Origin of the sequence: Qipengyuania seohaensis (genome assembly GCF_002795865.1) — a bacterium.
Classification (GTDB): Bacteria; Pseudomonadota; Alphaproteobacteria; order Sphingomonadales; family Sphingomonadaceae; genus Qipengyuania; species Qipengyuania seohaensis.
This window is the reverse complement of sequence record NZ_CP024920.1, coordinates 901,482-922,933: the sequence shown is the minus strand read 5'-3', so window position 1 is coordinate 922,933 and position 21,452 is coordinate 901,482. Positions and strand designations below refer to the sequence as shown.

Sequence of the window (21,452 nt, the reverse complement as noted above, 5' to 3'; positions counted from 1 at the left end):
AAGCGCTTGTCGAGACGCTATCGACTAGCAACGCGACGCCAATTCATAACTTTTTCATAATTTGCGGCCCCCTTCTCGTGAGGGACGGGCGCTCCTAACATTCGGTAATTAAAAAACTTTTGTAATTCAATTCGAATCTGTGACGACCAGTTGCGGATCATAATCTTTTCAGTCCGATCTCAAGCATGGTCGGACGAATCCGGACAGAAGGGCGACATCAAATCGCTTTAGGAATCCGCAAATGACCATTCAATCTCTGGCCGGTCGCAGCATTGCGCTGCTGGCATCGGCCCTGACCACCATCTCGCTTCTGATAGTAACTAGGGTTCCACCTGCAGAGGCAGATCACGCGGCGCCGTCAGTCGCGGAAGCTGCTTGGCTTGCTTTTCCGGATGACGAGAAACCCTGCCGCTTTCCGCAAGGGCAGATGAGCGAGACCTTTCCCTGTCTACCCAAGCCACCTCGCCCCGCACCCCGGACCCACGGCTAGATCGTATCGACGAAGGATTCTGCCATGAACGAGTTTCACTTTATTTCGCTCGGCCTTTTTGCCGCCTTCGCTGTTCTCGAGCGGGCATCGAAGGGGCGTACCTTTCCCACAGTAAAGCGCTGGCGGATCAAGGGTGCTGCGTTCGCGGTGCTCTATTTCGCTATCGCCACTTTCGCCCCGCTGATGTGGGACGAGGCACTGGGCGCTCATCAACTTGTCGACGCATCCACGCTCCACTTCGGGGCGCAGGTGGCGATCGGTTTCCTCGTCCTGCAATTCGGTGTCTACTGGTGGCATCGCACGATGCACCGTTCGGATACGCTGTGGAGGCTGTTCCACCAGATGCATCACAGCGCTGAACGGGTGGACATCTGGGGTGCGTTTTACTTCCACCCACTTGATATGCTCGGCTGGGCGTTCCTTGGCAGTCTTGTGCTCGTTCTTGGCGTAGGCCTCACTGGCGAGGCCGCATTCATTGTCGCTGTCCTGGCGACTTTCTGCTCAATGTTCCAGCACTCGAACCTGAAGACCCCGCATTGGCTCGGCTACTTGGTTACTCGTCCGGAAAGCCATTCGGTCCATCATGAGCGCGGAGTTCATGGCTTCAATTATGGCGATATCCCGCTGTTCGATATGATCTTCGGCACCTTTCGTAATCCACCCGTCTGGAATGGCGAGGCCGGCTTTTACGAAGGCTCTTCCGAGGAAACCTCCAAGCTCCTGACTTTCCGCAAGATTGCTTGATACCACACCGAAAATCGGAGAACTCCCATGTCTATTCTCCTATCGATAACGCTGCTTGCCAACGCGACCCAAGCGGCCAGCAGCGGGGCCTGCGCGGCCGTTCCACTCCCCCAGTCCCTAAGCACGGCTGCGCAGGCCTACCTATCTTCGGAAGCGGATCGCCGCTTCATCACATCCTCGCCTGAAACGGTCGAGGATTGGATCCAGCTTCAGGCTATCATGCGTGACCACGGCGAACGTTTCGTCGTGGAAGCCGAAGAACGTCGTACCGTATCGATTGAGCGGACAAACCTTGGCGGTGTGAACATCGCGTGGGTGAGCCCCTCCGACAAAGTTCCATCCTCCGACGGACCGCTAATCTTCAATCTTCACGACGGCGGTTTCGCGCTCAACGATGGCGACGCCGCTCTCTATACAGCGGTATCCTTTGCAGAGCTCCAGCAACTGGATAGCGTCAGCGTTGACTATCGACTTACACCGCAACATCCCTATCCCGCAGCCTTGGAAGATGCTGTAGCTGCCTATGCGGTAATCAAGCGCAAGATGCCCGGGAGGCCTATCGTGGTCTACGGCCTCTCTGCGGGTGGTGGGCTAGGCGCAGCGTTTCTTCTGAAGGTGAAACAGCTCGGCCTCCCGATGCCGGAAGCAGCTGTCCTCAACTCGCCGTGGTCCGACGTTTCGATGAATAGCGATACGCTCGCGACGCTTGATTGCTATGATCCCTTATTGGGCGGCAGTCGTCCCACTCTCAAGCCGCTGGCAAATTCTTATGCGGCAGGGGCAGACCCGCAAGATCCGCTCGTTTCGCCGGTCTACGGTGATTGGGAGGGCGTCGATGTGCCAGTTCTTCTCATCTCAGGAACACGAGACGTGATGCTGGGCGACACAGTGCGGCTGCACCGTGCCATGTGGCGCGCCGGCGTCCCTGCCGAATTGATCGTAAACGAAGGCATGTGGCACGCCTTTTCCGTCGAACCCGAATTCGAGGCGATGATCGCCGACAGTGCTCGCTTCATTCGGCACATTTCAGCGAAGGAAGACTGATTATGCCGAAGTATCGTAATCAACTACCCCAGCTTTCTGGCGACCTGTTTCTTACTGATGCGGGCATTGAGACTGACATCATCTTCAACCGTGGGATCGCCATACGCGAATTTGCGGCGCACACCCTTATGGCCGATCCCGTCGGGCGGCAAGCGCTCAAGGACTATTTCAGCGGGTTCATCAATCTCGCAAAACAGGGTGGAACGGGCCTGATACTCGATACCGTTACCTGGAAAGCGCATCGTCACTGGGCTGCGGATCTCGAGGAAACCATCTCTTTCCTCCATGATGCGAACCGGTCGGCGGTGGCGCTCATCGCAGAGCTGCGCGAACTGGCGGACAGTCCGCATCCGATCGTGCTCAACGCGCCCATCGGGCCGCGCGGCGATGCCTACGCCCCGGAAAAGCGTATTGGCGCAAACGCAGCGGAGGACTATTATTCAGAACAGCTGGGTTGGCTTTCCCGGACCGAAATAGACATGGTCACAGGCCTTACATTTACGCAGTCAAGTGAAGCGATTGGCCTAGTTAGCGCCGCACTGAGCCAAGGGCTGCCTTGCGTTATCTCGTTTACGGTGGAAACCGATGGACGGCTGCCAACCGGCGAGACTTTGCGCGATGCCATCGCGCATGTCGACGGCGAGACAGGAAACCGCTCTGCCTACTTCATGGTCAATTGCGCGCACCCCGATCATTTTGCCCACGTTTTGCAAGCAGGCGATTGGCGCAAGCGCATACGCGGGATACGGGCCAATGCGTCACGCTGCAGCCACGCCGAACTCGACGAGTGTGAAACACTTGACGATGGCGATCCTGCGGAGCTTGCAGAGCAGTATGCACAGCTGCGCGAACGGATGCCGTGGCTAAATGTCTTTGGCGGCTGCTGCGGATCAGACCTTCGCCATGTAACATCTATTGCGCAAAGGATGACCGGGGCGGTCGACTAGCACCGCCAGTCATTCGCGCGCCAGAACCTTATCTGCCCGGCAAACTTCAATCCCATGCAATTCTTTAGACAGCCGGGAGGCGAGAGAAAAAGACCATGTCTACGATTTTGCTATTACATGGTTTGCCGGGGCGAGGTGATCAGTGGGAACGGGTGGGAAAGGGTGGGAAAGGCACTTGCGCCACACAGAATTCTAGCGCCTACCTTGGATGGTTTTGGCGATGGATGGGGTGAAAAAGCCTTCGCGCGAACTTCGCATCACGCTCAGCAGATCATCGATTTTGTCGCGGCCGTAGATGCTAGCGATTTAGTCTGTGTCGCCTGGTCATTCAGTTGTCACCCGCTATTGCTCGCACTCAGCCAAGGGTTATTTTGTCGAAAGGCTATTCTGTTCGACCCAAGCAGCGACACATATTTGGAAGCTACCGATCGAGAATGTTTCCGAGAGGATTCAATTGCAGCGTTCGGTCCACTTTTCGCTGAGATTGCCGAAGCCGAGGACCGGCGCCTTGCGCAACTTTCGTTCACAGCTACCGGTTCCTTAGACGCATGGGTTGATCTGGATGAGACGCAGCGCGAACTGTTTATCGGTAGCGCCGCGGCATTACGATCCGCATTGATGGGCGATGCTTCCCCTGAAGCGCTCACGCTAAACGCCCTAGCGAGGATAAATTCGCCTGTGCTCGTCGCATCGGGCGAGAACAGTCGGAAGATGTTCAAACTGGCTGCCTCTCGACTGGGCTCGATACTTCCCTGTGCGCGGTCGATTGCCGTGCAGGACGCGGACCACCTCTGGCCAATTTCCAGTCCAGAAGCTTTCGCAATCCTCATTAAAGAAGAGATCGGTGCGGCATGCTGATGACTGCTTTGGCCGACTCCGAAACGGAAAACATCATGCAGCTCCGGTCTATAGCGTTAGCAGCGATTGCCGATCCGAAATCCGACTACGATCAACGTCAGACCGCCGCATGGCTGAAGAACTTCCCCGAGCCGGAGGATTGGCATGTCAGGGTATCAATACAGAAAATTGTCGTAGCGCTCGACCACGCAACTGAAGAGCCTGTCGGTTTCATGACCCTGAGGCCGGACGGCTTAATTGACTTTGCTTTCATGCAACCATCCCATCAGCGGCGTGGATATTTTCGGCACCTTGTGGAAGCGATAGAGAACCAAGCCCAGATCTTGAAGATCCCGGCATTGGAATCACGAGCCAGCCGCAATGCTGTCGTCCCCTTCCTCTCCTGCGGGTTCGAAGTGATTTCACGCGAACTGGTGCAACTCGACGCGGTCGAACTGGAGCGGTTCCATGTTCGAAAATCATTGATCACAGGTTCAAAGGATAAGTCATGAAGGAAACACTCGTTCCGCAAACGCCCCGAAAGATCGTGGGCGCCGCCTATCTGACCCTCGGACTTGCCACTATGGCTTTGCCCGAATTGATGATTGCTATTTCTGTGCAAGATCCTTCGCAGAGCAATGATCTGACAAATTTGATTTTTCAATGCTTCGGGCTTCAGGCAAGCCTGTTCGGCTTCTTGGCGTTGGTCAGCCGCTTCACACGAACGACGTACCTCCTCATCGGCGCTGCGATCCTACCAGTTTTCATATTCGATTACTGGTTTTACGCAGTCGACCCAGTCCTCACTCTTGCTGGGTCTCTAATCGATGCCATCTTCAACGTTGTTTTCGTTATGATGTGCTGGGTTGGATGGCGAGAAACGGAAAAAGGGAGCGCTGCGATAGGTGGGTGATTTTGTTCATTTGCGACAAGCCTGACGCGGTGATGATTACAACCAAATTGTTTCGGGATGCCTTGTTGGGCAAACCGCAGATTTCGCGGAGAGAAGCGTTGAGATACTTTGCATTGGTGGCTGCGGCTTTCGCTACCTTCGCCTTACCAATCTCGCCCGTTGCAGCGAAAGAGCGACAGAGCGAGATTGAAGTCATGATCCTCGGTGTGTATCACTTTTCTTCACCTCAGAGCGATATCGTCAATATCGAAATTGACGACTTTCTTGAGCCAAGGCGACAGCGCGAACTTGACGATCTGGCGCAGGCGCTGGGGCAGTGGAAACCGACGCGGATTGTGGTGGAGCAAGAGGCTGATGGGCCGGGCTTCCTGCTTGAAGATTACGCACATACCGAGCAACTTCTTCTGACACAGCGAAATGAGACAGTCCAAATCGGGTATCGCTTAGCTCGGCTTCTTGAGCATGAGGCCGTCTATGGGTTTGATGAAAAGGCGCGCCATGATGAGCCCGACTATTTCCCCTTCGAGTCAGTGCAATCTTTTGCGGGACGCTCGGATAAGACAGAGTTGATAGAAGCGCTCATCAATGAGATTCAAGCGGCGTCGGAAGTTGAAAAAGCGAGCATGGCAAAGCTTAGCATCGCGGAAACTTTGTTCCAGCACAACAATCCGGACAAAGTGACGCGGATGCATCATCAATTCTATTACTCAATGCTGTCGATCGGTGACGGAGATGCTCAACCAGGAGCCGAACTCAACGCGTACTGGTACATGCGCAATGCCAAAATGTTTGCAAAGCTTGACCTGATCGCTGAACTTGGAGATCGGGTGCTTGTAATCGTGGGGAGCGGTCACTTAACATGGCTACGGCACTTTGCAGAAAGGATGCCTAATTATCGCTTGGTCGAGACCATGCCTTATCTCATAGCCGCTGCCGCACTTGACAACATGCAATAATAATTGCCCTCGAACGCGTCAGGCGTTGTCAGCTTTCCATATCTCAAATTCTTTAGCTGACCGTCTGGTTCCGGCCCTATGCGGCCATTCTCGCGATAGCTTACAAGCCCAACCAATTTCACCTCCGTGCGACAGCGTGGTTCGTAAGGCGAAAGCGAGTTCTGCAAAGGTCAAATCGAGCCCCCGCAACCACACAAAAGGCCGCTGACCTTAAGGGTTAGCGGCCTTTCGCGTTTCTGGTGTCGGAAGGGGCGCGGTTCTTGCCGCGCTGCACCTCCACGTCTTCCGGATTCCCCGCTAGTCTTAAATGCTGTCAAAAGGCGTCTGAAGGGGCGTTCTTAGTGTGAACGGCCCGCGCCAATCGTCATTTGCTGGCTGAAGCGACGTTCGTTGCACAAGTGCGGATGTTGAGGTCACGCTGGATTACGTCTCCATCGTAGGAAACGGTTATCGTTGCTGCATCGATCGGACACAGGCTCAGGCGTTCTACCTGGTCGGAATCGATTTGCAGCTGGTAGCGCCCGGGTTTGACCCTTTCGAAAAAATAATATCCATCGAGCTCGGTCTTTGCATAGCTGACGATGTCACCCTTCTCGTCGAGCAGTCGCAGGCGGACACCCGAGACGCCCTTGTCACGTCCATCGTCGGCGAAACGGGCCGTTCCCTCGATCTCGCTTAGTGCGACAATCGGATAGTCGATCGCATGGATGCGGCCGGATCTCGGCACGACATCTATCCCTCGTTTTGCAGGAGCAAGATTAATGTCCGGCGATGTGCTGCTATCGACCTGGATGCCGACACGTTGCCCGGTGCCGAGACCGATGAGGCGGGCCACGCCCTCTTCATCCGAGGTAGCGGTTTGATTATAGGCTACGAAATCTATTCCCTCGATGGTTTCGTCGACGGGGCCATACACGCCGTCTCCGTCCATGTCGCGAAACGCCCGAAGGGTCGCGCCTCCGGAACTGGCCATGCCCGGCCTTGCCAGGAACAGGCCTCCGCGCAGAGGGTCGCGGCCGAGGCTGAAGCCGATACGAAGACCGACGAAATAGGACTCGTCCACGAATGAATAGTTCGCATCGAGCGCCACGGTGAAATCTTCGAATTCACGGATGCCCGACGCTCCGAAGAATGGCTTTGCTTCTTCGAAGACGTAACCGGCCTGGCCTCTGATCGAAGTTCTTTCATCCAGTGCATGATCGACCTGGACGCTGGTACTCAGTATGTCGGTATCTGGCATGAGCGAATAGCCAAGCGACAGGCGACCGCGCGTTTTGGAACGGCCGAGGGTAGCAAGGTCAAAGCTGCCAAAAAGCTGATTGTTCGCTTCCAGTCCGGCACCGCTGATACGTGAATATTCCAGGCTGTTGGAAACAAGAAGCCCGCCCGCACGTGTTGACGTGCGTAGTCCGGCAGCCAGTGTGTTACGCCCTTCGGTTGTTTCATAGGTGCGGAAGCGTGCGCTCACCGGAACCGTAAGGCCGGTACCTTCGCTTCCGAATCCCAGCGTCGTGTTGAAGTCGACCTCGCTAGCGCGGCGAAGGTATTCTGTTCCCAATGCTACGGTCTCATCGGGGAACTCTCCGCTATATTCCGTGTGGTTGACCGTGATAGCCGAACGCCCGAACCGGCCGCCCAGGCCGGCGGTCAGCGCAAACGCTCCGCCATCGGCGATACCGGCGTCGGCGCGCACCGCTACTCCGTCAAAGCCGGTGCGAAGGCCCGCCGTTCCCAACCAGCGGTCCTCGCCCTGGCGTTCGAACCAGGCGCCGCCGAGCACCGTGGTTACATCCGAGGTCAGGCCATACGACAATTGCGCCGATGTGCGCAGCGAACCGTAGTCGCGCGGTTCGAAGAAATTGGGTGCCTTGACGCCAAGCAGGTTCTGCTCACGCTGGGTGGCATCAAAGCTGTAGACGAGCTTGCCCTTGGCCAGTCTTCCGTCGCCGACGCTGATCCGCTCGACTTTCTCGCTGCGTTGCCCCTGCGGGCCGAAAAATACGAGCCGGAATACATTAAGCCCGAAATCGACCGGCACCTGCAGAAACTCGTATTGCCCGTTGACGGCGTCGCTCGTCGAACCGATCAGGATATCGTTCCGGTAGAGCTCTACCTCGTAGCCAGCGGGGAGGATCCCTCGCAAGTCGATCTGGTCGAAGACCGATCCAACATCCGAAGGTGCGTTGGTCACTGTAAAACCCCGCCCCGCAACGCTGCGCAGGCCGAGCGGCATAGTGGTCGAGTTCACGTCGCCGACGGAAAACGACGTCGCGTTGAGGGGGCCGAGAAGCTCGCCGTCGGGATCCATTCGCCCCACCTTGAACAGCGATGCGGTCAGACCGTTCACCGTGTCGCCGCTGAGATAGCTCTCCGCGGTAAGAAAGCCGAGATCGCCCGCAAAGAGCATATCTGCTTCTGCCCGGGTTCCGAATGTCTGATCCGAAACGGCGCGCAGTTCTATGTCGGCGGTGGGAAATGAAATGGGCTCGTATGCCAAATCTACCCGTTCGAAATTCTTCCCCTCTGGCCGTCCCTGCCTGGCCTCCAGGCGTGCGCGGCGGGCTTCGCGAGCGGAACGCTCTTCGAATGGAAATTTCTCAAGCGTGGTGATGTTCACCGATTGTGTCCGCAGGTCCGGCTTCACTTCGATCGGGAACAGCTTCTCGAACTGATCGATGCGAAGGAACATCTCGCCATCGAAATCCGCCGCGAGAATGCCCTCGATTTCGACCGTCTTGTCGCCGTACTGGATAGTGCCGTCGCGCAGGTCGATTGTCAGGCTGCGGTCTTCGCTAAGGACCCATCCATGCGCGTAACGCCCTTCGTCGGTAACAGTGATCGCAAGGTCCAGAATTCGCGCGATGCTTCCCAGTGGGAGGTAAAGGCCCTGACGGGTACCGTAAGCGATGATCGTATCGCTCTCCTGCGCATCGTTGACGCGGACTTCGAGGATCAGCTCGTCCTGGTACGAGATCAGAGGGCCGTCCTCGCCAAGATTGCTGCCGAGTCCGGGCGCCGATGCGAAGGCGGCGCTGGCGCTTCCAGAGGAAGGGGCAGCTTCACCAATGTCTCCGCCGACGCCTCCGCTCTCATTCTGCGGAGCGGGACGCTTGACCAAGGCGGCTGTCAGCGGGGCGTAGGATGCAACGCTATCCGCAGACAATGCTGTCGTCTGGGTGTGTGGGGGCTCGGTCAACTCAGCAGCTTCGGCAGAGCTTCTGCCCAGTGATTGTGCCGACACTTCCGAGCCTGATCCTGCCGCTGTCGCGGATGCCGAAATCGGCATCGACTCTTTGCCAGAGGCGGAAGAGGGAGCGTCGAAGCTCGCAGTTTCGACCTCTGAAATTTCAGTAGCGCCTTTGATTGCGCCTGGCATGGAGGGCTTGTCAACGCCGCCCCGGGGGGCAAGCGCAACAGGCTCTTCCAGGGGCGCGACCGACAGAAGCTCTTCGGCCTGCGCTGCGCCGATGCTGTCGGCTACCGTGACAACTTCGCTCGCCGAAGGCGCGAGATTCTGGTCTCCGACGACCAGGCCCTCTTCGCCGAGCACCTCGCCGGATGCAGCCGGTGAGGCTGGCAGCACCATTTCATGTGGCGAAAGAACTTGAGCCGACGCGGCCAGAACCGGCGGTGCTGCGCGATCCTTGCCGTCGATCCGGTCACCCATGGGGGAGGACGCGTCGGCGAGCGGAAACGCATCGGCATCAAGGTCGGGCAGGGGCTCTAGCGTTAGCGGCGCAAGTGCCATGGCAAGTTCGAGCGGGTCTGTACCAATAGAAAGCGCCGGGCGCTGACCGCCTCCGAACAAGATCATCCCGTTTTGCGGAGCGGCGAAATCGCTTGGCGGAACCTGCGGGTCCCCGACCGTCGCCGACCCGATCGAAACCACGCGCGCCGTGAGGGGTTTATCGCTTTCGACCAGCGCTTCGGTGCCCGTCACGGTGGCAGGCTCTCTCGCCGCGCCGCTCGGAACCAGCGGCGTGTACCGTTCGATGGCTTCCGGCAGGACGAGATCGGCGAGTTCGCTCGGCGCGGTCGGCAAGATAGCCTTCGATGCACCGCCGCCTTTTGCCTCCGGGCTCTTCGCGACAGAGGGCAGTGCGCTGGTGGTGCCAAGCAAGCGAGGTCTGGTGGGGACGCTCTTGGTGCTTGTTGTTGCCGCCGGATCGAAGGTCGGCGTGGGCAATGGTTTGCGGAGACTGACGGAGGGTCCGCCTGCTTCGGCATTCTGTTTTTTGGGCTGGGGAAGTTTCGTGCGTTGCTGGTCCTGGTCCGGCCAGAGGCCGAAACCCACCGCTGCCGTGATCAGGCATGCGGTTCCGGCGCCACCAACGATAATCCGCTTGTTCACGGCACTACGAAACTGTGCTCGGCAAGTTTGCTACCGGGAGCGAAGTCATCGTCGATGAATTCGACTGTCAGGCGCACCCCCGATGCGAGCAGGCCAGGTTCGGTTTCCGGATCGATCGGTACGATGACCTGCCGGGCGTCGATTTCGGGATAGATACCGACACCGCGGGAAACAGCGATCGGTTCCGAACGCCCGGCTGCCTTGACCACGACGTCGCCGAATGCAGAGCGCGTGCCGCTGCGGTTCAGGACGAAGCCGACCGCCTGCGAACCATCGCGTGCCGTCAGCAAGGTCGCGCCGCTAATGCCGACGTTCAGCGTGGTTTCGCCGACCCGGACGATCACCGGGATTGCGATCCCGAAACGTGGGCGGATGCTTACGCCGATGCCGTCGGCTTGACCGGCACCGGTGGCTTCCTCGATGCTGAACCCCTCGGAATCCGGGACCGAGGTGACCATGAAGTGCGAACGGTATTCGCCGTCGGGCAGATCGCTGGATCCACGTGCCATCACCCGGATGAGTTGCGATTCTGACGAGCCGAGGCGGACGCGACGGGGCGAATAGCGCAGCATCTGGCTGGCTGTGCTGACCTTGGCCTTGGTCGCTTCGTCCAAGCCGTTGTCGAAAGAGATGAGCTGGCCTTCCGGCGTCATCGCCATATCGATGATCTTGATCTCGTAATCGCCGGGATCGACCGCCTTGTTGTAAAGACCCACAGTGGCGATTGCGCGGCGCCCGTCGATCACGACACGTTTGGGAAACAGGTTCACATCGCCAAGACCGCCTACCGATCCGGCAGGCGCAGCGGGGACGGCGGGGGCAGCTGTATCCTGTGCGATCGAGGAGCCTGTGCCGAGGACCATGACCGCAGCCAGCGTCAGCGCAACGCTCTTGGATTTCAATGTGAGGAATTTCGACCCGGATTTCATCATGTTGCCCTTGAAAACATGGGCGTTCAGCCCAGTCCGGGTCATATCCTAGGCATGGTTAATTTACAGATAAAGAACGGAGACCTCGAAAGTCCCCGAATATGTTCCGGGTTCCTGGTTCGCATTCAATTGCAGCCGCCCGCCAACGTAGAGGTCGTAGCTGCCCACAGCGTCGAAGCGACCGAACCCCAGGTTGAGGTTGGTACGAAAACGGTCGACCCGCATGGTGGATGTGCCGTTCGAGATCGTCGTCCGGTTCGGTACGAAGATGATGAAGCGACGCTGGGCCTCACCCAGAACGGTAAAGCGGGCTGGCGCCCTGCCATTGGGAAAGGTGCTGAGGTCCAGATTGCTCGAGACCGAGCCATCGGGATTGACGTCGACTATCCCGTTCGCAATCGGCTGCATCATCGTGCCGAAGCGTAAATCCGAAATGTTGACGATGGAAACTGGCTCGACCACGCGCACTTTCGACGTGCCCGATACCGACATGGTATCGCTCGACTGCGCAATCGCCTGTGGAGCCAGGAGGCCGGCAAGAAGGGCAGTTGCCCCCGAAAGATACGTCCTGAACATGGGCCGGCTCATCGGTCAGGATTGCTCGGTGGGCAGCTACCGACGGAATGTCGGCAGCTGCCCGATCCGATCAGTTGTAGCTCACCGTTGCGGTGTAGCTGCCGCTGTAGGAGCCAGCAGCCTGGTTGGCGCCAACGTTCAACGTGCCGCCAACGGAAAAGCTGTCGGTGCCGGTTGCCGAGAGCGAGCCCGATGCCGGAGAGTCAGTGATGAAAGTCATCGAGTTACCACCCGAAGTGACCGTACCGCCAGTCGTCACGATGCTGTAGGCGCGGCTTGCGTCGCCCGTGACAGTGAAGCTGTCGGCTGCGTTGGTGCTGCCCGAAACGAACAGCGCGTCGCCGCCTGCAGTGCCGTTGCCGCCCTGATCCACGACAACCGTGCCAGCAAGCGTGCCCGGAATAATGATACCGAAATCAAGCGCGCCGCCATCGTGGGTGATGGTGATCGGAGCAACGATTTCAGCAACTGCGGTACCCGTATCCTGAGCGGTGTCGCCCGGAGCAGCCATCGCAGGAGTTGCGAATGCGACTGCGGCAGCCGCGAGGATGATTTTCTTCATTAGGTGTCCCCTGGTTCGTACAATAGCGCGCCCAGCTATTGCCGGTGCGAGCTAAGGGATAGAACCTAGGCTTTAAGGAAAGATTACCGCGAAATTACCGCGGAACTACGGGGTCTTACGTAGGCCTTTCACTTCTGGTTAGTCATAAGAGACTACCATCTCCATCTCCGCGACATAGGTTCCAGCCGCCGTTCCGGGCGCAACTTCCAGCGTTCCACCCACCTTGAACCTGTCGCTGCCCGCGTCATCCAGAATGCCGCGTGGGCCCGGCCCGGGGACGCTTTGCGTAGCAATAGTGATTGCGGACACCGTCAGCGCGCCGCCGCCTTCCGTGCGGCCCGCAAGAGCCTGGGCAGGTGCGGCAATCCGGTAGCTGCGCCCTGCCTCTCCCGTGACTGCAAATATACCGGGATTCGCTGTGCAGCTGCTCCCCGAGGGGCAGAGACTGCGCAGCGACCCCGTTACGCTCGTCGCCCCATTCGTCGGAGACAGGGTAAGTGTGCCCCCTGTGTCGCCTGTCGCCACCGTTCCAAAACGTAGCGATTCCACCTGCCGCACGGTGATAGGTGCAACCACGCTTGCCGTGGCCGTACCGGTCGCCTGCGCACGGTCCTGCGCCACGGCGTGGCCGGATGGTGCGAGACCTGTGGCTATCGCCAGGCAAAAGGCGACGAGTGAAGGGGAGGGACGCGTCGTCATTTGACCGAGATCACGGCAGCGTCGACGATGATCGGGATTTCCACCAGCCCACCGCCGAAATTGCGATCGACATCGATTCGCCCGCCGAGATTGAAGGAGCGCGAACAGACACGCTGCCTGCAATTAGGCAGTTCGATCCTGATCACCTGGCCGGGTTGCACCGCGCCATAGCCGGGGAGGTCGATCTGGTATCGCGAAAGACGAGCGGTCAATCCGCCCTGCGCATAAGTCCCAGGCGCAGAAAAGACGATCTCGATAACAAGATTCAGTTCGCGTCGCCCATTATTGCCGCGATCGTATTGTACGACGAATTGCGCGGGGCCGACGCCGGTGTCGTCGAGCGCGAAGATACCGCCACTCGATATCCCACCTCGGGGGGACACTTCCCGAAAGCCCGAGGTCGGCACGGCGAAGGTGCCAAACCTCAAGGCGGCCGGGTTCTGCACCGAAACCTGGGGGCGGTTGCTCGCTGCAGGGGACGCCGCGAACATGCACATGAGCGCGCAGGCCGCTGAAATAGCGGTTCTTCCTCGTGCAAGATTAAAGCGGCTCATGCCCATATCAACACTTACCGGAACGTCGCTGTTCCGAATTTCCTAATGATTTCGAGCGGTCAAAAACGTCCGTCAGGCGCCAACTACCGCACAAGCTGCGACACGATGGTAAATACAAGGTTTGCATGCAAGCCTATTAACCCTGAGTGACGGGTCGCCTGGCTGCTCTGCTCAAACAGCTGAGCTGAACTGGCGCGCGCTTATCGAGCGGTAAGAATCGAAATGGGCCGCGACCGTGCGGGCATAGGGAAGACCCTCGGGCAGGATGGTCAGCCAGTCGTCATCGAGCGAAACGAGCCCGCGATCGATGAAAAGCGTCAAGGCGCCGCGGACTTGCGCCATAAGCTTCGCGCCCAACCTGGCGCGTCCTCGGCACAGTAAGCCCTCGATCACGCTCGCTCGATATCGGTCTTGCGCGGTGCGAAGGATGCCGCGGTCTGCAGATAGAAGGCCTTGTGATGCGCGCATGCGATACCGGCCCGAATTCTTTTCATTCTGGGCGAGCAGGCCGGGAAAGGACGAGATCGCGGACGCGCCGAGGCCGATAAGATTGCGCGCCGTGTCATCGGTGAAGCCCTGGAAGTTTCGGCCCAGCGTTCCGGCAAGGGCGGCAGCTGCCAGTGGATCGCCGCCGGGCCTGGCGAAATGGTCGAAGCCCACCGGCGTGTAGCCATGCGTGCACAGATAGCCATATCCGAGACCGGCCATGGCAAAGCGCGCCTCCTGCCCGGGAAGTTTGGACGCGTCGATTGCGCGCTGGCGCGGGACTATATGTGGCACATGGGCATAGCCGAACAAGGCGATCCGGTCTGCACCAAGCGCGCGCGTGCGTTGCAGGCTATCGAGCAGGTCTTGCCCGCCCTGTCCCGGCAGGCCATACATCAGGTCGAAATTGAGCGACGTAACCCCTGCATCCCTCAACCAGTCTACTGAACGCACGATGATATCTTCGCCTTGAACCCGGCCGATGGCCTCCTGGCAGTGGGTCGCGAAGGTCTGAACTCCCAAGCTGGCCCTGTCGAAGCCCACCTTTCCTATCGCGTCGGCCCAATCGGGCGACATCGTACGCGGATCGAGCTCGGTCGACAGGATCGGCGCGTCGAGATCGAAGTGTGTTGCGAGCGCATCGATCAGGGCGAGCATGTCTGCAGGTGCGATGGCGTTGGGACTTCCGCCGCCGAAGGAAATGCGGCGAACACGCGCATCGCTCGGCAGCAAAGCCCCCACTGTGGCAATTTCGGTGTGAAGGGCTTCGAGATAGCTGGCGAGCCTGTGCTGCCGATTGGCGCGGCCGGTATTGCACCCGCAGTAGAAGCAAATCTGCTCGCAGAACGGAATGTGAAGGTAGAGCGATACATCACCGTGTGCGCTTTCCAGCGCTTCGCGATAAGCTTGGGCGGGAATCTCGCCGAAATCGGCGGCGGTCGGATAGCTCGTATAGCGCGGGACGGGCGTAGCGAGCAGGTCGGGGTAGTAGGTCCACATGAGGCTCGCTTGCCGAAGAGCGGGCCGCCCGTCTTTGCGTCAGATCAAATATGTTTCCGGGACGAGCCGCGGCACCCTTTTGCATGGCACGGCTGGCTCAAAGGGGATTTACGCAGCGGTATGGGTATATCGATCAGGACAGCCTCGCCATTGCCGCAAATGCGCGCAGAGATGACCTGCTGCTCCTCGGGAAGGGGCCCGACAATCGCAGGCACCAGCGCCAGCAAGCCAAGCGCGACGCCGTTCATTGATCGTCGTCTTCGTCATCGATGAGGATGCGCTGCGCGGCCCCGTCGAGATCGTCGAATTGCCCATCGCGCATTGCCCAGAAGAACATTGCCAGTCCCAACAGGCCAAGGCCAAGGGCAATGGGGATCAGGAAGAGAAGGCCGCTCATTCTCTTATCCTTGCCAGCCGCAGCGAATTGCCCACCACGATGAGCGAACTGCCCGACATCGCGATCGCGGCGATCAGCGGGGTTACCACCCCTGCAAGGGCAAGCGGCACCGCGCAGATGTTGTAGACCACTGCCAGGCCGAAATTCTGGCGAACGATCGCCATGCAGCGGCGCGCGTGCGCAACCGCGAGCGCGACCGGCATCAGCGCCTTCCCGGTGAACACCGCATCGGCTGCCTGCTGGCTCACATCGCTGGCGCTACCCGGTGCGATCGAAGCATGGGCCGCGGCCAGCGCCGGGCCGTCGTTGATACCGTCTCCGATCATCAGGACTTTAAGCCCTTGCGACCGAAGACTTTCGAGCATTGCGAGCTTGTCTTGCGGCTTCGCTTCGGCGGTTGCCTCAACGTCCAGGGCTTGGGCCACCGCTTCGACCGGTCCCTTTCGATCTCCGGATAGAATCCGGCTCGAAATGCCTTGCTCCGCCAGTTTGGCGAGCGTTTCACCGGCATCGGCGCGCAGGCCATCCGCGAATGCGATCATGGTCTCTTCACACCCGATGCGAAGGAGTGAGGACATGCCTGTCGTCTCCTCAACGGGGCGGCCAAGCGAAACCGGAACGCCCTGCCAAGTGCCAGCGAGACCCTGACCTTCAACCTCGACGATGTCGTCAACCTCCGCGGGGCGCGTGCCTTCGTGTTGAAGAGCATCCGAGAGGCTACGGCTGAGGGGGTGGCGACTTGTCCGTGCAAGAGCGAGTGCGACCTGACGTTCGACCTCAGGTAGGGAGGAAACGTCTGCCTGGGGTTCGCCGAGCGTCAGCGTTCCGGTTTTGTCGAAGATCGCGATATCGATCTCGGCGAGCCGTTCGAGAGCGCTGCCGTCCTTGACCAAGAGGCCACGCTTGATGAGCGCGCCGGACGTAACGACCTGGGCGGCTGGTACGGCCAGTCCCATGGCGCAGGGGCAAGTGATGATGAGTACGGCGATTGCGATGACGAGAGACTGGTACCAGCCTGCGCCGGCCACCATCCAGCCGATGAACGCCAGCAAAGCCAGGGAGTGAACGGCAGGCGCATACAGGCTCGATGCGCGGTCTGCGATGCGGGTATAGCGGCTCCGGCTCTGACCTGCTTCGTCCATGAGACGAGCGATCTCGGCCAGCACGGTGTCGGACGAAGCCGCCGTGACGCGCACCTCCAGCGGCCCGGACAGAGCGATGGCCCCGGCGTGGACAACAGATCCTTCTGCTACGCGTTCAGGATCGCTCTCTCCGGTGAGCATGGAATTGTCGAGCGATCCGCGCCCCTTTTCGACTACGCCGTCGGCGGCGAGCGCGTTGCCGGAAGCGACGATCATGACCATGCCGGGCTGAAGATCGGCTGCGTCGACCTGGGCTGTGGTGCCATCGTGGCCAAGTACCCGCGCGCTTTTGCCCATCTTGGACAGTAGCGCGCCGATACCGGCGCGTGTTTTTGTCCGCATGGTCGCATCGAGCGCGCGTCCCGCGAGCAGGAAGAACAGCAGCATGACCGCGCTGTCGAAATAGGCGTGACCTTCGCCTTCGATGGTCTCGTAGACGCTTAAACCCGTAGCGAGCAGGACGCCGATGGAGATCGGCACGTCCATGTTCGTCCGTCCATATCGCAGTGCCATCCATGCCGAAGCAAAGAAGGGACGGCCCGAGTAGGCTACGACGGGCAGCGCGATAATTGCCGACAGCCAGTGGAAGAGGTCGCGTGTGACGCCGCCAGCGCCGGACCAAACGCTGACGGAAAGCAGCATGATGTTCATCATGCCGAAGCCTGCCACCGCGAGTGCGCGAAGCAGTGCCTTGCTCTCCTTGTCGTCGGTGCCGAGCGGGTTGTCTGCCAGCGCCTGTGCCTCGAAGCCAAGGTGACGCAGCGCCTCGACGAGATCGCCCTGATCCAGACCCGGGCTGTGCCGCACCGCGACGCGCTTGGCAGAAAAGTTCACGCGAGCGGCGTCGATACCCTCGATCTCGGCAAGGCCGCGCTCGATCTTGGCGATACATCCCGCACAGCGCATACCCGGGACGGTCAAGCGCGTATCGACGCGGACTGTCTCCTCGAGATCCTGCTGGCGGAAAGGCGCGGTCACCCGATCCGGTCCTCCGAAATCCAGCGGTCACCGCCCCTTTTTATCGAAACGCGCACGATCCAACGTCCAGCGGGCAGGGCTTCGCTCGACAGAAGCCGGGCGTCGCCGGTTTGAACGAAGGTTAGCTCGCGGGTGTCGGCTTGCCCAAGAGGGCGGCGCACCTGTGCAGATATCGTTGCGGTTGCGGGCACGTTTTCGAGGTCGAGTGCCAGGCGGTCGCCCGAACGGCTGGCCGCGGCATTCCATCCCAGCGATTCCTGCCGCTCTGCCTGGTCGAGCCAACCATTGAACTTCTGGCTGGCGACATAGGAGTTCTCGACCACGACGCCGCTGAAGCTGCCCGAGGCGATGGCAGCCATGGTGAAGTTGACCGCCACCACCACGCCAAAGCCCGCAACGAGGATCGCGGCCATTTTCCTGCCTGTGAATTCCTTCTGCATCATGGGGTCTCCGGTGCATCGAAACGGGTCTCGACACGGTCGCTTTCGCGCTGTTCGTCGACCGAGGTGACGGTGAACGCAAAGTCCTGCGTCTTCGCGTCGCGAGGAGCCATGACATAGGCCCTGATAGTCCGGACCTGGTCGGCGGCAACTGTGACGGTCTGCGTGGCGGCTGCCTCGCCGCGGCTGATGGCATCGGTCCACATGACGCCGCCTTCCAGCCCCTCGAGCGCGATTTCCATGTCGCGCGGACGGCTTTCCATATTGCGGATTTTCAGCGTGAAGGAATTGCGGATCGAGCCGTCGCTCATCAGCATGAAGGGCGGATTGCGGTCGGGCGCGACGGTCATTTCCGTATGCGTGCGCACGCCTAGTGCGAACAGCAAGGCCGCGCCGATGCCGGCCCAGATCGTGAAATAGACCATCGTCCTGGGGCGGAGAAGGGCGCGCCATGCCGGTTTTGGCGCTTCGCCAGCGGCCTCTCGCTCGCAATCCTCGAGCGTGGCATAGTCGATCAGGCCGCGCGGCCTGCCGATATCCTTCATGACCTTGTCGCAGGCATCGATGCACAGGGCGCAGGTAATGCAGCCGATTTGCGGGCCTTCGCGGATGTCGATGCCCGTCGGGCAGACCTGGACGCATTGCGTGCAGTCGATGCAATCGCCGAACTGGCCGGGATTCTTTGCGGCCTTCTTTACGCTGCCGCGAGGCTCGCCGCGCCAGTCCTTGTAGGTCACCAGCAGCGATTTTTCGTCCATCATCGCGGTCTGGATGCGCGGCCAAGGGCACATGTAGATGCAGACCTGCTCGCGCATGAACCCGCCCAGGGTGACGGTGGTCAGCGTAAGGACCGCCACGGTGATATAGGCGACCGGCGCCGCTTCGAGGGCGAAGAAATCGCGGAACAGCGTGGGTGCATCGGCGAAATAGAGGATCCATGCACCGCCGGTTACGAAACCGATCGCGAGATAGATCGACCATTTGAAGCCGCGCCGGAAGACCTTGCCCCAAGTCCAGGGCGCATTCTCCAGCCGGATGCGCGCATTACGATCTCCGTCGACGAAGCGGTCGATGTGCTGGAACAAGTCGGTCCAGACCGTCTGCGGGCAGGCATAGCCGCACCAGGCACGGCCAACGGCGCTCGTGATCACGAACAGGCCAATGCCCGCCATGATCAGCAGGCCCGCGACGAAATAGAATTCGTGCGGCCAGATCTCGATGCCGAACATGTAGAAGCGGCGATTGGCGAGATCGACAAGCACCGCCTGGTCGGGTGCGTAAGGCCCACGATCCCAGCGCAGCCACGGGGTGACGTAATAGATCCCCAGCGTCACCAGCATCACGAACCATTTGAAGCGCCTGAAGGGCCCGTCGATCCGCTTGTTATGGATCGACTTGCGCGCTTCGTAGAGCTTTTCCGGAAGCGTCTCGCGCGGCGGTTCATGCGGTTCGTGGCGCCGCGTTGTCGCTGCCGGATTGGCGACCGCGCTGGACACGGGCTCGTTCGACTTGGCGATGCCGTCCTCGACGGTCACCGCCCAGTCGCGTTTCGCATCGTCCGGTTGGTCAGGGTTGCCCATCGTTTCCGGCTTCCGCTTGGGGTTGGGTGGCAGGCTCGCCGGAAGTCTCCGGTTGCGCCTCTTCGCCTCCCCCGAGCGAATAGACATAGGCTGTCAGCATCTTGACCGTCACCGGATCCAGCCTCTCACCCCATGCGGGCATCGCGCCCATCCTGGGGTTGAGGATCTGGCGCTTGATGGCGGCCGCAGTCCCGCCGCGAAGCCAGATCTGGTCGTTGAGGCGCGGCGCGCCTTGCGCACGGTCGCCCTGTCCCGCCGGACCGTGGCACGCCGCGCAATTGTCGGCGTAAATCTGCGCGCCTAATGCATTGGCATCCGCATTGCCGCTCAGCGACAGGACGTGCTGCGTCACTGCATCGAGCTGCGCGCTGTCGAAAGCACCGTCGAACGAGGGCATCACGCTTTGGCGTTCTTCGTTGTCGTCCGGCTGGCGAATGCCGCGGTCGATCGAATAGTGGATCGCGGCCAGATCGCCGCCCCAAAGCCAGTCGTCATCGTTAAGGTTGGGATAGCCCAACGTCTGGCTGCCCGCGGCGCCCGATCCGTGGCATTGCGAACAGTTCACCTTGAAGGCTGCCGCGCCCCCTGCGACTGCGCGCTGCATCAACTCAGGGTTGTCGCGCAGCTTCACCACGTCGATGGCGGCAAGTTGTTCGCGGAAGCTTTGCTGGGCACGGTCGGCGGCGGTCATCTCCTCGGCCAGTGCACTGCGGCTTGACCAGCCCAGCATGCCGGCGGTCGCCCGGTCGATCATCGGCCATGCCGGGTATGCGATGACATAGCCGATGGCGAAGATGATGGTGAGGTAGAAGGTCCACAGCCACCAGCGCGGCAGCGGAGTATTCAGCTCTTCGATGCCGTCCCATTCGTGGCCGACGGTTTCGGTGCCCGTGGGCTGGTCGATGCGCTTATTCGCCATCGTCGTTTCCTTCAAAGATCGAATTGGCTGCCTCTTCGTTGCGTTTGCGGGCGCCCGGGCGGAACGGCCACAGGCACAGCAGCAGGAAGAGCGCTACGGTGACGACAAGCGCATAGCTGTCGGCGAAGTGGCGCAGGTTTTCGTAGGAGGTCATCGGCCCTTCTCCTGCGCGAGTTCCTGCTGCGCGGCGGCGCTGTCGACATCGACCAGCGTGCCCAGCATCTGGAGATAGGCGACCAGCGCATCCATCTCGGTGATGCGCGAGGGATCGCCGTCGTAATCGCGCACCTGCGCCTTGGGGTAGCGGCGCTGGAAGTCTTCCAAATCGCCTTCCGCATCCGGATCGGCCTGGAGGAAGAGGTCCATCAGGGCGTTGTCGATGTCTTCCTGCGAATAGGGCACGCCGACGCGGCTGAGCGCGGTGAGGGTCGCGGAAGGATCGCCCACGGCAAGCTCGGTTTCGGCGAGGAAACCGTATTGCGGCATGACGCTTTCGGGCACCACGGCTTGCGGATTGATGAGGTGCTGGACGTGCCACTCGTCCGAATAGCGGCCGCCTACGCGGGCAAGGTCTGGCCCCGTGCGCTTGGAGCCCCACTGGAAGGGGTGGTCGTACATGCTTTCCGCAGCGAGGCTGTATGCACCGTAACGTTCCACTTCGTCGCGGAAGGGGCGGATCATCTGGCTATGACAGACATAACAGCCTTCGCGGATGTAGATGTCGCGCCCGGCCTGCTCCAGCGGCGTATAGGGCCGCATCCCGTCGACTTTTTCGATCGTGTTGTCGAGGTAGAAGAGCGGGGTGATCTGCACCAGGCCGCCGATGGCAACCGTGATCAGCGTGCACACCGCCAGCAGCGTGATGTTGCGTTCTAGTTTCTTGTGGCGTTCGGTCATGCTCATGGCAGT

General features: G+C 60.1%; 22 protein-coding genes. 8 read left to right on the top strand and 14 right to left on the bottom strand.

Annotated elements, in window-relative coordinates:
- Positions 1 to 514: 514 nt before the first annotated feature.
- From CVE41_RS04460 to CVE41_RS04430, 7 genes are read left to right on the top strand one after another with little or no spacing between them, the layout of a single operon-like run.
- A complete protein-coding gene (locus CVE41_RS04460) occupies positions 515 to 1,234 on the top strand; it encodes a sterol desaturase family protein (protein WP_100259567.1) in 720 nt (239 codons plus the stop codon).
- A 27-nt stretch (positions 1,235 to 1,261) separates the two neighbouring features.
- Positions 1,262 to 2,278, top strand: a complete 1,017-nt coding sequence (locus tag CVE41_RS04455) for an alpha/beta hydrolase fold domain-containing protein (RefSeq protein ID WP_100259566.1) — start codon at positions 1,262 to 1,264, stop codon at positions 2,276 to 2,278.
- Positions 2,279 to 2,280: 2 nt separating this feature from the next.
- Positions 2,281 to 3,225: a homocysteine S-methyltransferase family protein gene (locus tag CVE41_RS04450; protein WP_100259565.1), complete on the top strand. Its 945-nt coding sequence runs from the start codon at positions 2,281 to 2,283 to the stop codon at positions 3,223 to 3,225.
- A 54-nt stretch (positions 3,226 to 3,279) separates the two neighbouring features.
- Entirely contained in the window at positions 3,280 to 4,083 is an 804-nt protein-coding gene (locus tag CVE41_RS04445) for an alpha/beta fold hydrolase (RefSeq protein ID WP_100259564.1), read from the top strand.
- Positions 4,077 to 4,574: a GNAT family N-acetyltransferase gene (locus CVE41_RS04440; protein ID WP_100259563.1), complete on the top strand. Its 498-nt coding sequence runs from the start codon at positions 4,077 to 4,079 to the stop codon at positions 4,572 to 4,574. The genes CVE41_RS04445 and CVE41_RS04440 overlap by 7 nt, the downstream gene beginning before the upstream one ends.
- Positions 4,571 to 4,975, top strand: a complete 405-nt coding sequence (locus CVE41_RS04435; RefSeq protein ID WP_100259562.1) for a hypothetical protein — start codon at positions 4,571 to 4,573, stop codon at positions 4,973 to 4,975. Before CVE41_RS04440 ends, CVE41_RS04435 begins: the two co-directional genes overlap by 4 nt.
- Before the next feature lie 32 nt (positions 4,976 to 5,007).
- Positions 5,008 to 5,931 carry a DUF5694 domain-containing protein gene (locus CVE41_RS04430; RefSeq protein WP_232725790.1) on the top strand — a complete coding sequence of 308 codons (924 nt, stop codon included), beginning with the start codon at positions 5,008 to 5,010 and terminating at the stop codon, positions 5,929 to 5,931.
- Between the two features lie 364 nt (positions 5,932 to 6,295).
- Here the strand turns inward: CVE41_RS04430 and CVE41_RS04425 are convergent, their stop codons facing one another.
- The 7 genes from CVE41_RS04425 to CVE41_RS04395 all read right to left on the bottom strand — a co-directional run bounded on the left by CVE41_RS04425 (position 6,296) and on the right by CVE41_RS04395 (position 15,087).
- Complete coding sequence (locus CVE41_RS04425; protein ID WP_100259560.1) at positions 6,296 to 10,282, bottom strand: SdrD B-like domain-containing protein; 3,987 nt, start codon at positions 10,280 to 10,282, stop codon at positions 6,296 to 6,298.
- Positions 10,279 to 11,256 (bottom strand): fimbrial biogenesis chaperone, encoded by a 978-nt coding sequence (locus CVE41_RS04420; protein WP_100259559.1) that lies wholly within the window; start codon positions 11,254 to 11,256, stop codon positions 10,279 to 10,281. The genes CVE41_RS04425 and CVE41_RS04420 overlap by 4 nt, the downstream gene beginning before the upstream one ends.
- An 18-nt stretch (positions 11,257 to 11,274) precedes the next feature.
- Positions 11,275 to 11,787, bottom strand: coding sequence for a DUF4402 domain-containing protein (locus CVE41_RS04415; protein ID WP_157799392.1), 513 nt, complete (start codon positions 11,785 to 11,787; stop codon positions 11,275 to 11,277).
- Between the two features lie 70 nt (positions 11,788 to 11,857).
- Positions 11,858 to 12,349 (bottom strand): DUF4402 domain-containing protein, encoded by a 492-nt coding sequence (locus CVE41_RS04410; protein WP_100259557.1) that lies wholly within the window; start codon positions 12,347 to 12,349, stop codon positions 11,858 to 11,860.
- A gap of 138 nt (positions 12,350 to 12,487) precedes the next feature.
- Positions 12,488 to 13,048 carry a DUF4402 domain-containing protein gene (locus CVE41_RS04405; RefSeq protein WP_100259556.1) on the bottom strand — a complete coding sequence of 187 codons (561 nt, stop codon included), beginning with the start codon at positions 13,046 to 13,048 and terminating at the stop codon, positions 12,488 to 12,490.
- Positions 13,045 to 13,608, bottom strand: a complete 564-nt coding sequence (locus CVE41_RS04400) for a DUF4402 domain-containing protein (protein WP_100259555.1) — start codon at positions 13,606 to 13,608, stop codon at positions 13,045 to 13,047. Before CVE41_RS04400 ends, CVE41_RS04405 begins: the two co-directional genes overlap by 4 nt.
- Positions 13,609 to 13,773: 165 nt before the next feature.
- Positions 13,774 to 15,087: a radical SAM protein gene (locus tag CVE41_RS04395; protein WP_100259554.1), complete on the bottom strand. Its 1,314-nt coding sequence runs from the start codon at positions 15,085 to 15,087 to the stop codon at positions 13,774 to 13,776.
- An 83-nt stretch (positions 15,088 to 15,170) separates the two neighbouring features.
- Between CVE41_RS04395 and CVE41_RS14710 the strand changes: the two genes are divergently transcribed.
- On the top strand, positions 15,171 to 15,338 hold the full coding sequence (locus CVE41_RS14710; RefSeq protein WP_198507714.1) for a hypothetical protein: 168 nt from the start codon (positions 15,171 to 15,173) through the stop codon (positions 15,336 to 15,338).
- Here the strand turns inward: CVE41_RS14710 and ccoS are convergent.
- From ccoS to ccoO, 7 genes are read right to left on the bottom strand one after another with little or no spacing between them, the layout of a single operon-like run.
- Entirely contained in the window at positions 15,332 to 15,484 is a 153-nt protein-coding gene (ccoS, locus tag CVE41_RS04390; RefSeq protein WP_100259553.1) for a cbb3-type cytochrome oxidase assembly protein CcoS, read from the bottom strand. The two genes, CVE41_RS14710 and ccoS, sit on opposite strands and share 7 nt — an antisense overlap.
- On the bottom strand, positions 15,481 to 17,604 hold the full coding sequence (locus CVE41_RS04385) for a heavy metal translocating P-type ATPase (protein ID WP_269800168.1): 2,124 nt from the start codon (positions 17,602 to 17,604) through the stop codon (positions 15,481 to 15,483). The genes ccoS and CVE41_RS04385 overlap by 4 nt, the downstream gene beginning before the upstream one ends.
- Entirely contained in the window at positions 17,601 to 18,047 is a 447-nt protein-coding gene (locus tag CVE41_RS04380; protein ID WP_332835726.1) for a FixH family protein, read from the bottom strand. Before CVE41_RS04380 ends, CVE41_RS04385 begins: the two co-directional genes overlap by 4 nt.
- The gene (gene ccoG / locus CVE41_RS04375) at positions 18,044 to 19,624 is read right to left on the bottom strand and encodes a cytochrome c oxidase accessory protein CcoG (protein ID WP_100259552.1); all 1,581 of its coding nucleotides are present in this window, start codon (positions 19,622 to 19,624) and stop codon (positions 18,044 to 18,046) included. Before ccoG ends, CVE41_RS04380 begins: the two co-directional genes overlap by 4 nt.
- A complete protein-coding gene (gene ccoP, locus CVE41_RS04370; protein ID WP_100259551.1) occupies positions 19,611 to 20,543 on the bottom strand; it encodes a cytochrome-c oxidase, cbb3-type subunit III in 933 nt (310 codons plus the stop codon). Before ccoP ends, ccoG begins: the two co-directional genes overlap by 14 nt.
- Positions 20,533 to 20,697 (bottom strand): cbb3-type cytochrome c oxidase subunit 3, encoded by a 165-nt coding sequence (locus tag CVE41_RS04365; RefSeq protein WP_100259550.1) that lies wholly within the window; start codon positions 20,695 to 20,697, stop codon positions 20,533 to 20,535. The genes ccoP and CVE41_RS04365 overlap by 11 nt, the downstream gene beginning before the upstream one ends.
- Entirely contained in the window at positions 20,694 to 21,446 is a 753-nt protein-coding gene (ccoO, locus tag CVE41_RS04360) for a cytochrome-c oxidase, cbb3-type subunit II (RefSeq protein WP_090480489.1), read from the bottom strand. The genes CVE41_RS04365 and ccoO overlap by 4 nt, the downstream gene beginning before the upstream one ends.
- Between the last annotated feature and the right edge of the window lie 6 nt (positions 21,447 to 21,452).

Excerpts from the sequence above, each read along its gene's own strand:
- CVE41_RS04460 (WP_100259567.1), top strand. The coding sequence starts at position 515 with ATGAACGAGTTTCACTTTATTTCGCTCGGCCTTTTTGCCGCCTTCGCT.
- CVE41_RS04455 (WP_100259566.1), top strand. The coding sequence starts at position 1,262 with ATGTCTATTCTCCTATCGATAACGCTGCTTGCCAACGCGACCCAAGCG.
- CVE41_RS04450 (WP_100259565.1), top strand. The coding sequence starts at position 2,281 with ATGCCGAAGTATCGTAATCAACTACCCCAGCTTTCTGGCGACCTGTTT.
- CVE41_RS04445 (WP_100259564.1), top strand. The coding sequence starts at position 3,280 with ATGCAATTCTTTAGACAGCCGGGAGGCGAGAGAAAAAGACCATGTCTA.
- CVE41_RS04440 (WP_100259563.1), top strand. The coding sequence starts at position 4,077 with ATGCTGATGACTGCTTTGGCCGACTCCGAAACGGAAAACATCATGCAG.
- CVE41_RS04435 (WP_100259562.1), top strand. The coding sequence starts at position 4,571 with ATGAAGGAAACACTCGTTCCGCAAACGCCCCGAAAGATCGTGGGCGCC.
- CVE41_RS04430 (WP_232725790.1), top strand. The coding sequence starts at position 5,008 with ATGATTACAACCAAATTGTTTCGGGATGCCTTGTTGGGCAAACCGCAG.
- CVE41_RS04420 (WP_100259559.1), bottom strand. The coding sequence starts at position 11,256 with ATGACCCGGACTGGGCTGAACGCCCATGTTTTCAAGGGCAACATGATG.
- CVE41_RS04415 (WP_157799392.1), bottom strand. The coding sequence starts at position 11,787 with ATGTTCAGGACGTATCTTTCGGGGGCAACTGCCCTTCTTGCCGGCCTC.
- CVE41_RS04410 (WP_100259557.1), bottom strand. The coding sequence starts at position 12,349 with ATGAAGAAAATCATCCTCGCGGCTGCCGCAGTCGCATTCGCAACTCCT.
- CVE41_RS04405 (WP_100259556.1), bottom strand. The coding sequence starts at position 13,048 with ATGACGACGCGTCCCTCCCCTTCACTCGTCGCCTTTTGCCTGGCGATA.
- CVE41_RS04400 (WP_100259555.1), bottom strand. The coding sequence starts at position 13,608 with ATGGGCATGAGCCGCTTTAATCTTGCACGAGGAAGAACCGCTATTTCA.
- CVE41_RS04395 (WP_100259554.1), bottom strand. The coding sequence starts at position 15,087 with ATGTGGACCTACTACCCCGACCTGCTCGCTACGCCCGTCCCGCGCTAT.
- CVE41_RS14710 (WP_198507714.1), top strand. The coding sequence starts at position 15,171 with ATGGCACGGCTGGCTCAAAGGGGATTTACGCAGCGGTATGGGTATATC.
- ccoS (WP_100259553.1), bottom strand. The coding sequence starts at position 15,484 with ATGAGCGGCCTTCTCTTCCTGATCCCCATTGCCCTTGGCCTTGGCCTG.
- CVE41_RS04380 (WP_332835726.1), bottom strand. The coding sequence starts at position 18,047 with ATGATGCAGAAGGAATTCACAGGCAGGAAAATGGCCGCGATCCTCGTT.
- ccoG (WP_100259552.1), bottom strand. The coding sequence starts at position 19,624 with ATGGGCAACCCTGACCAACCGGACGATGCGAAACGCGACTGGGCGGTG.
- ccoP (WP_100259551.1), bottom strand. The coding sequence starts at position 20,543 with ATGGCGAATAAGCGCATCGACCAGCCCACGGGCACCGAAACCGTCGGC.
- CVE41_RS04365 (WP_100259550.1), bottom strand. The coding sequence starts at position 20,697 with ATGACCTCCTACGAAAACCTGCGCCACTTCGCCGACAGCTATGCGCTT.
- ccoO (WP_090480489.1), bottom strand. The coding sequence starts at position 21,446 with ATGAGCATGACCGAACGCCACAAGAAACTAGAACGCAACATCACGCTG.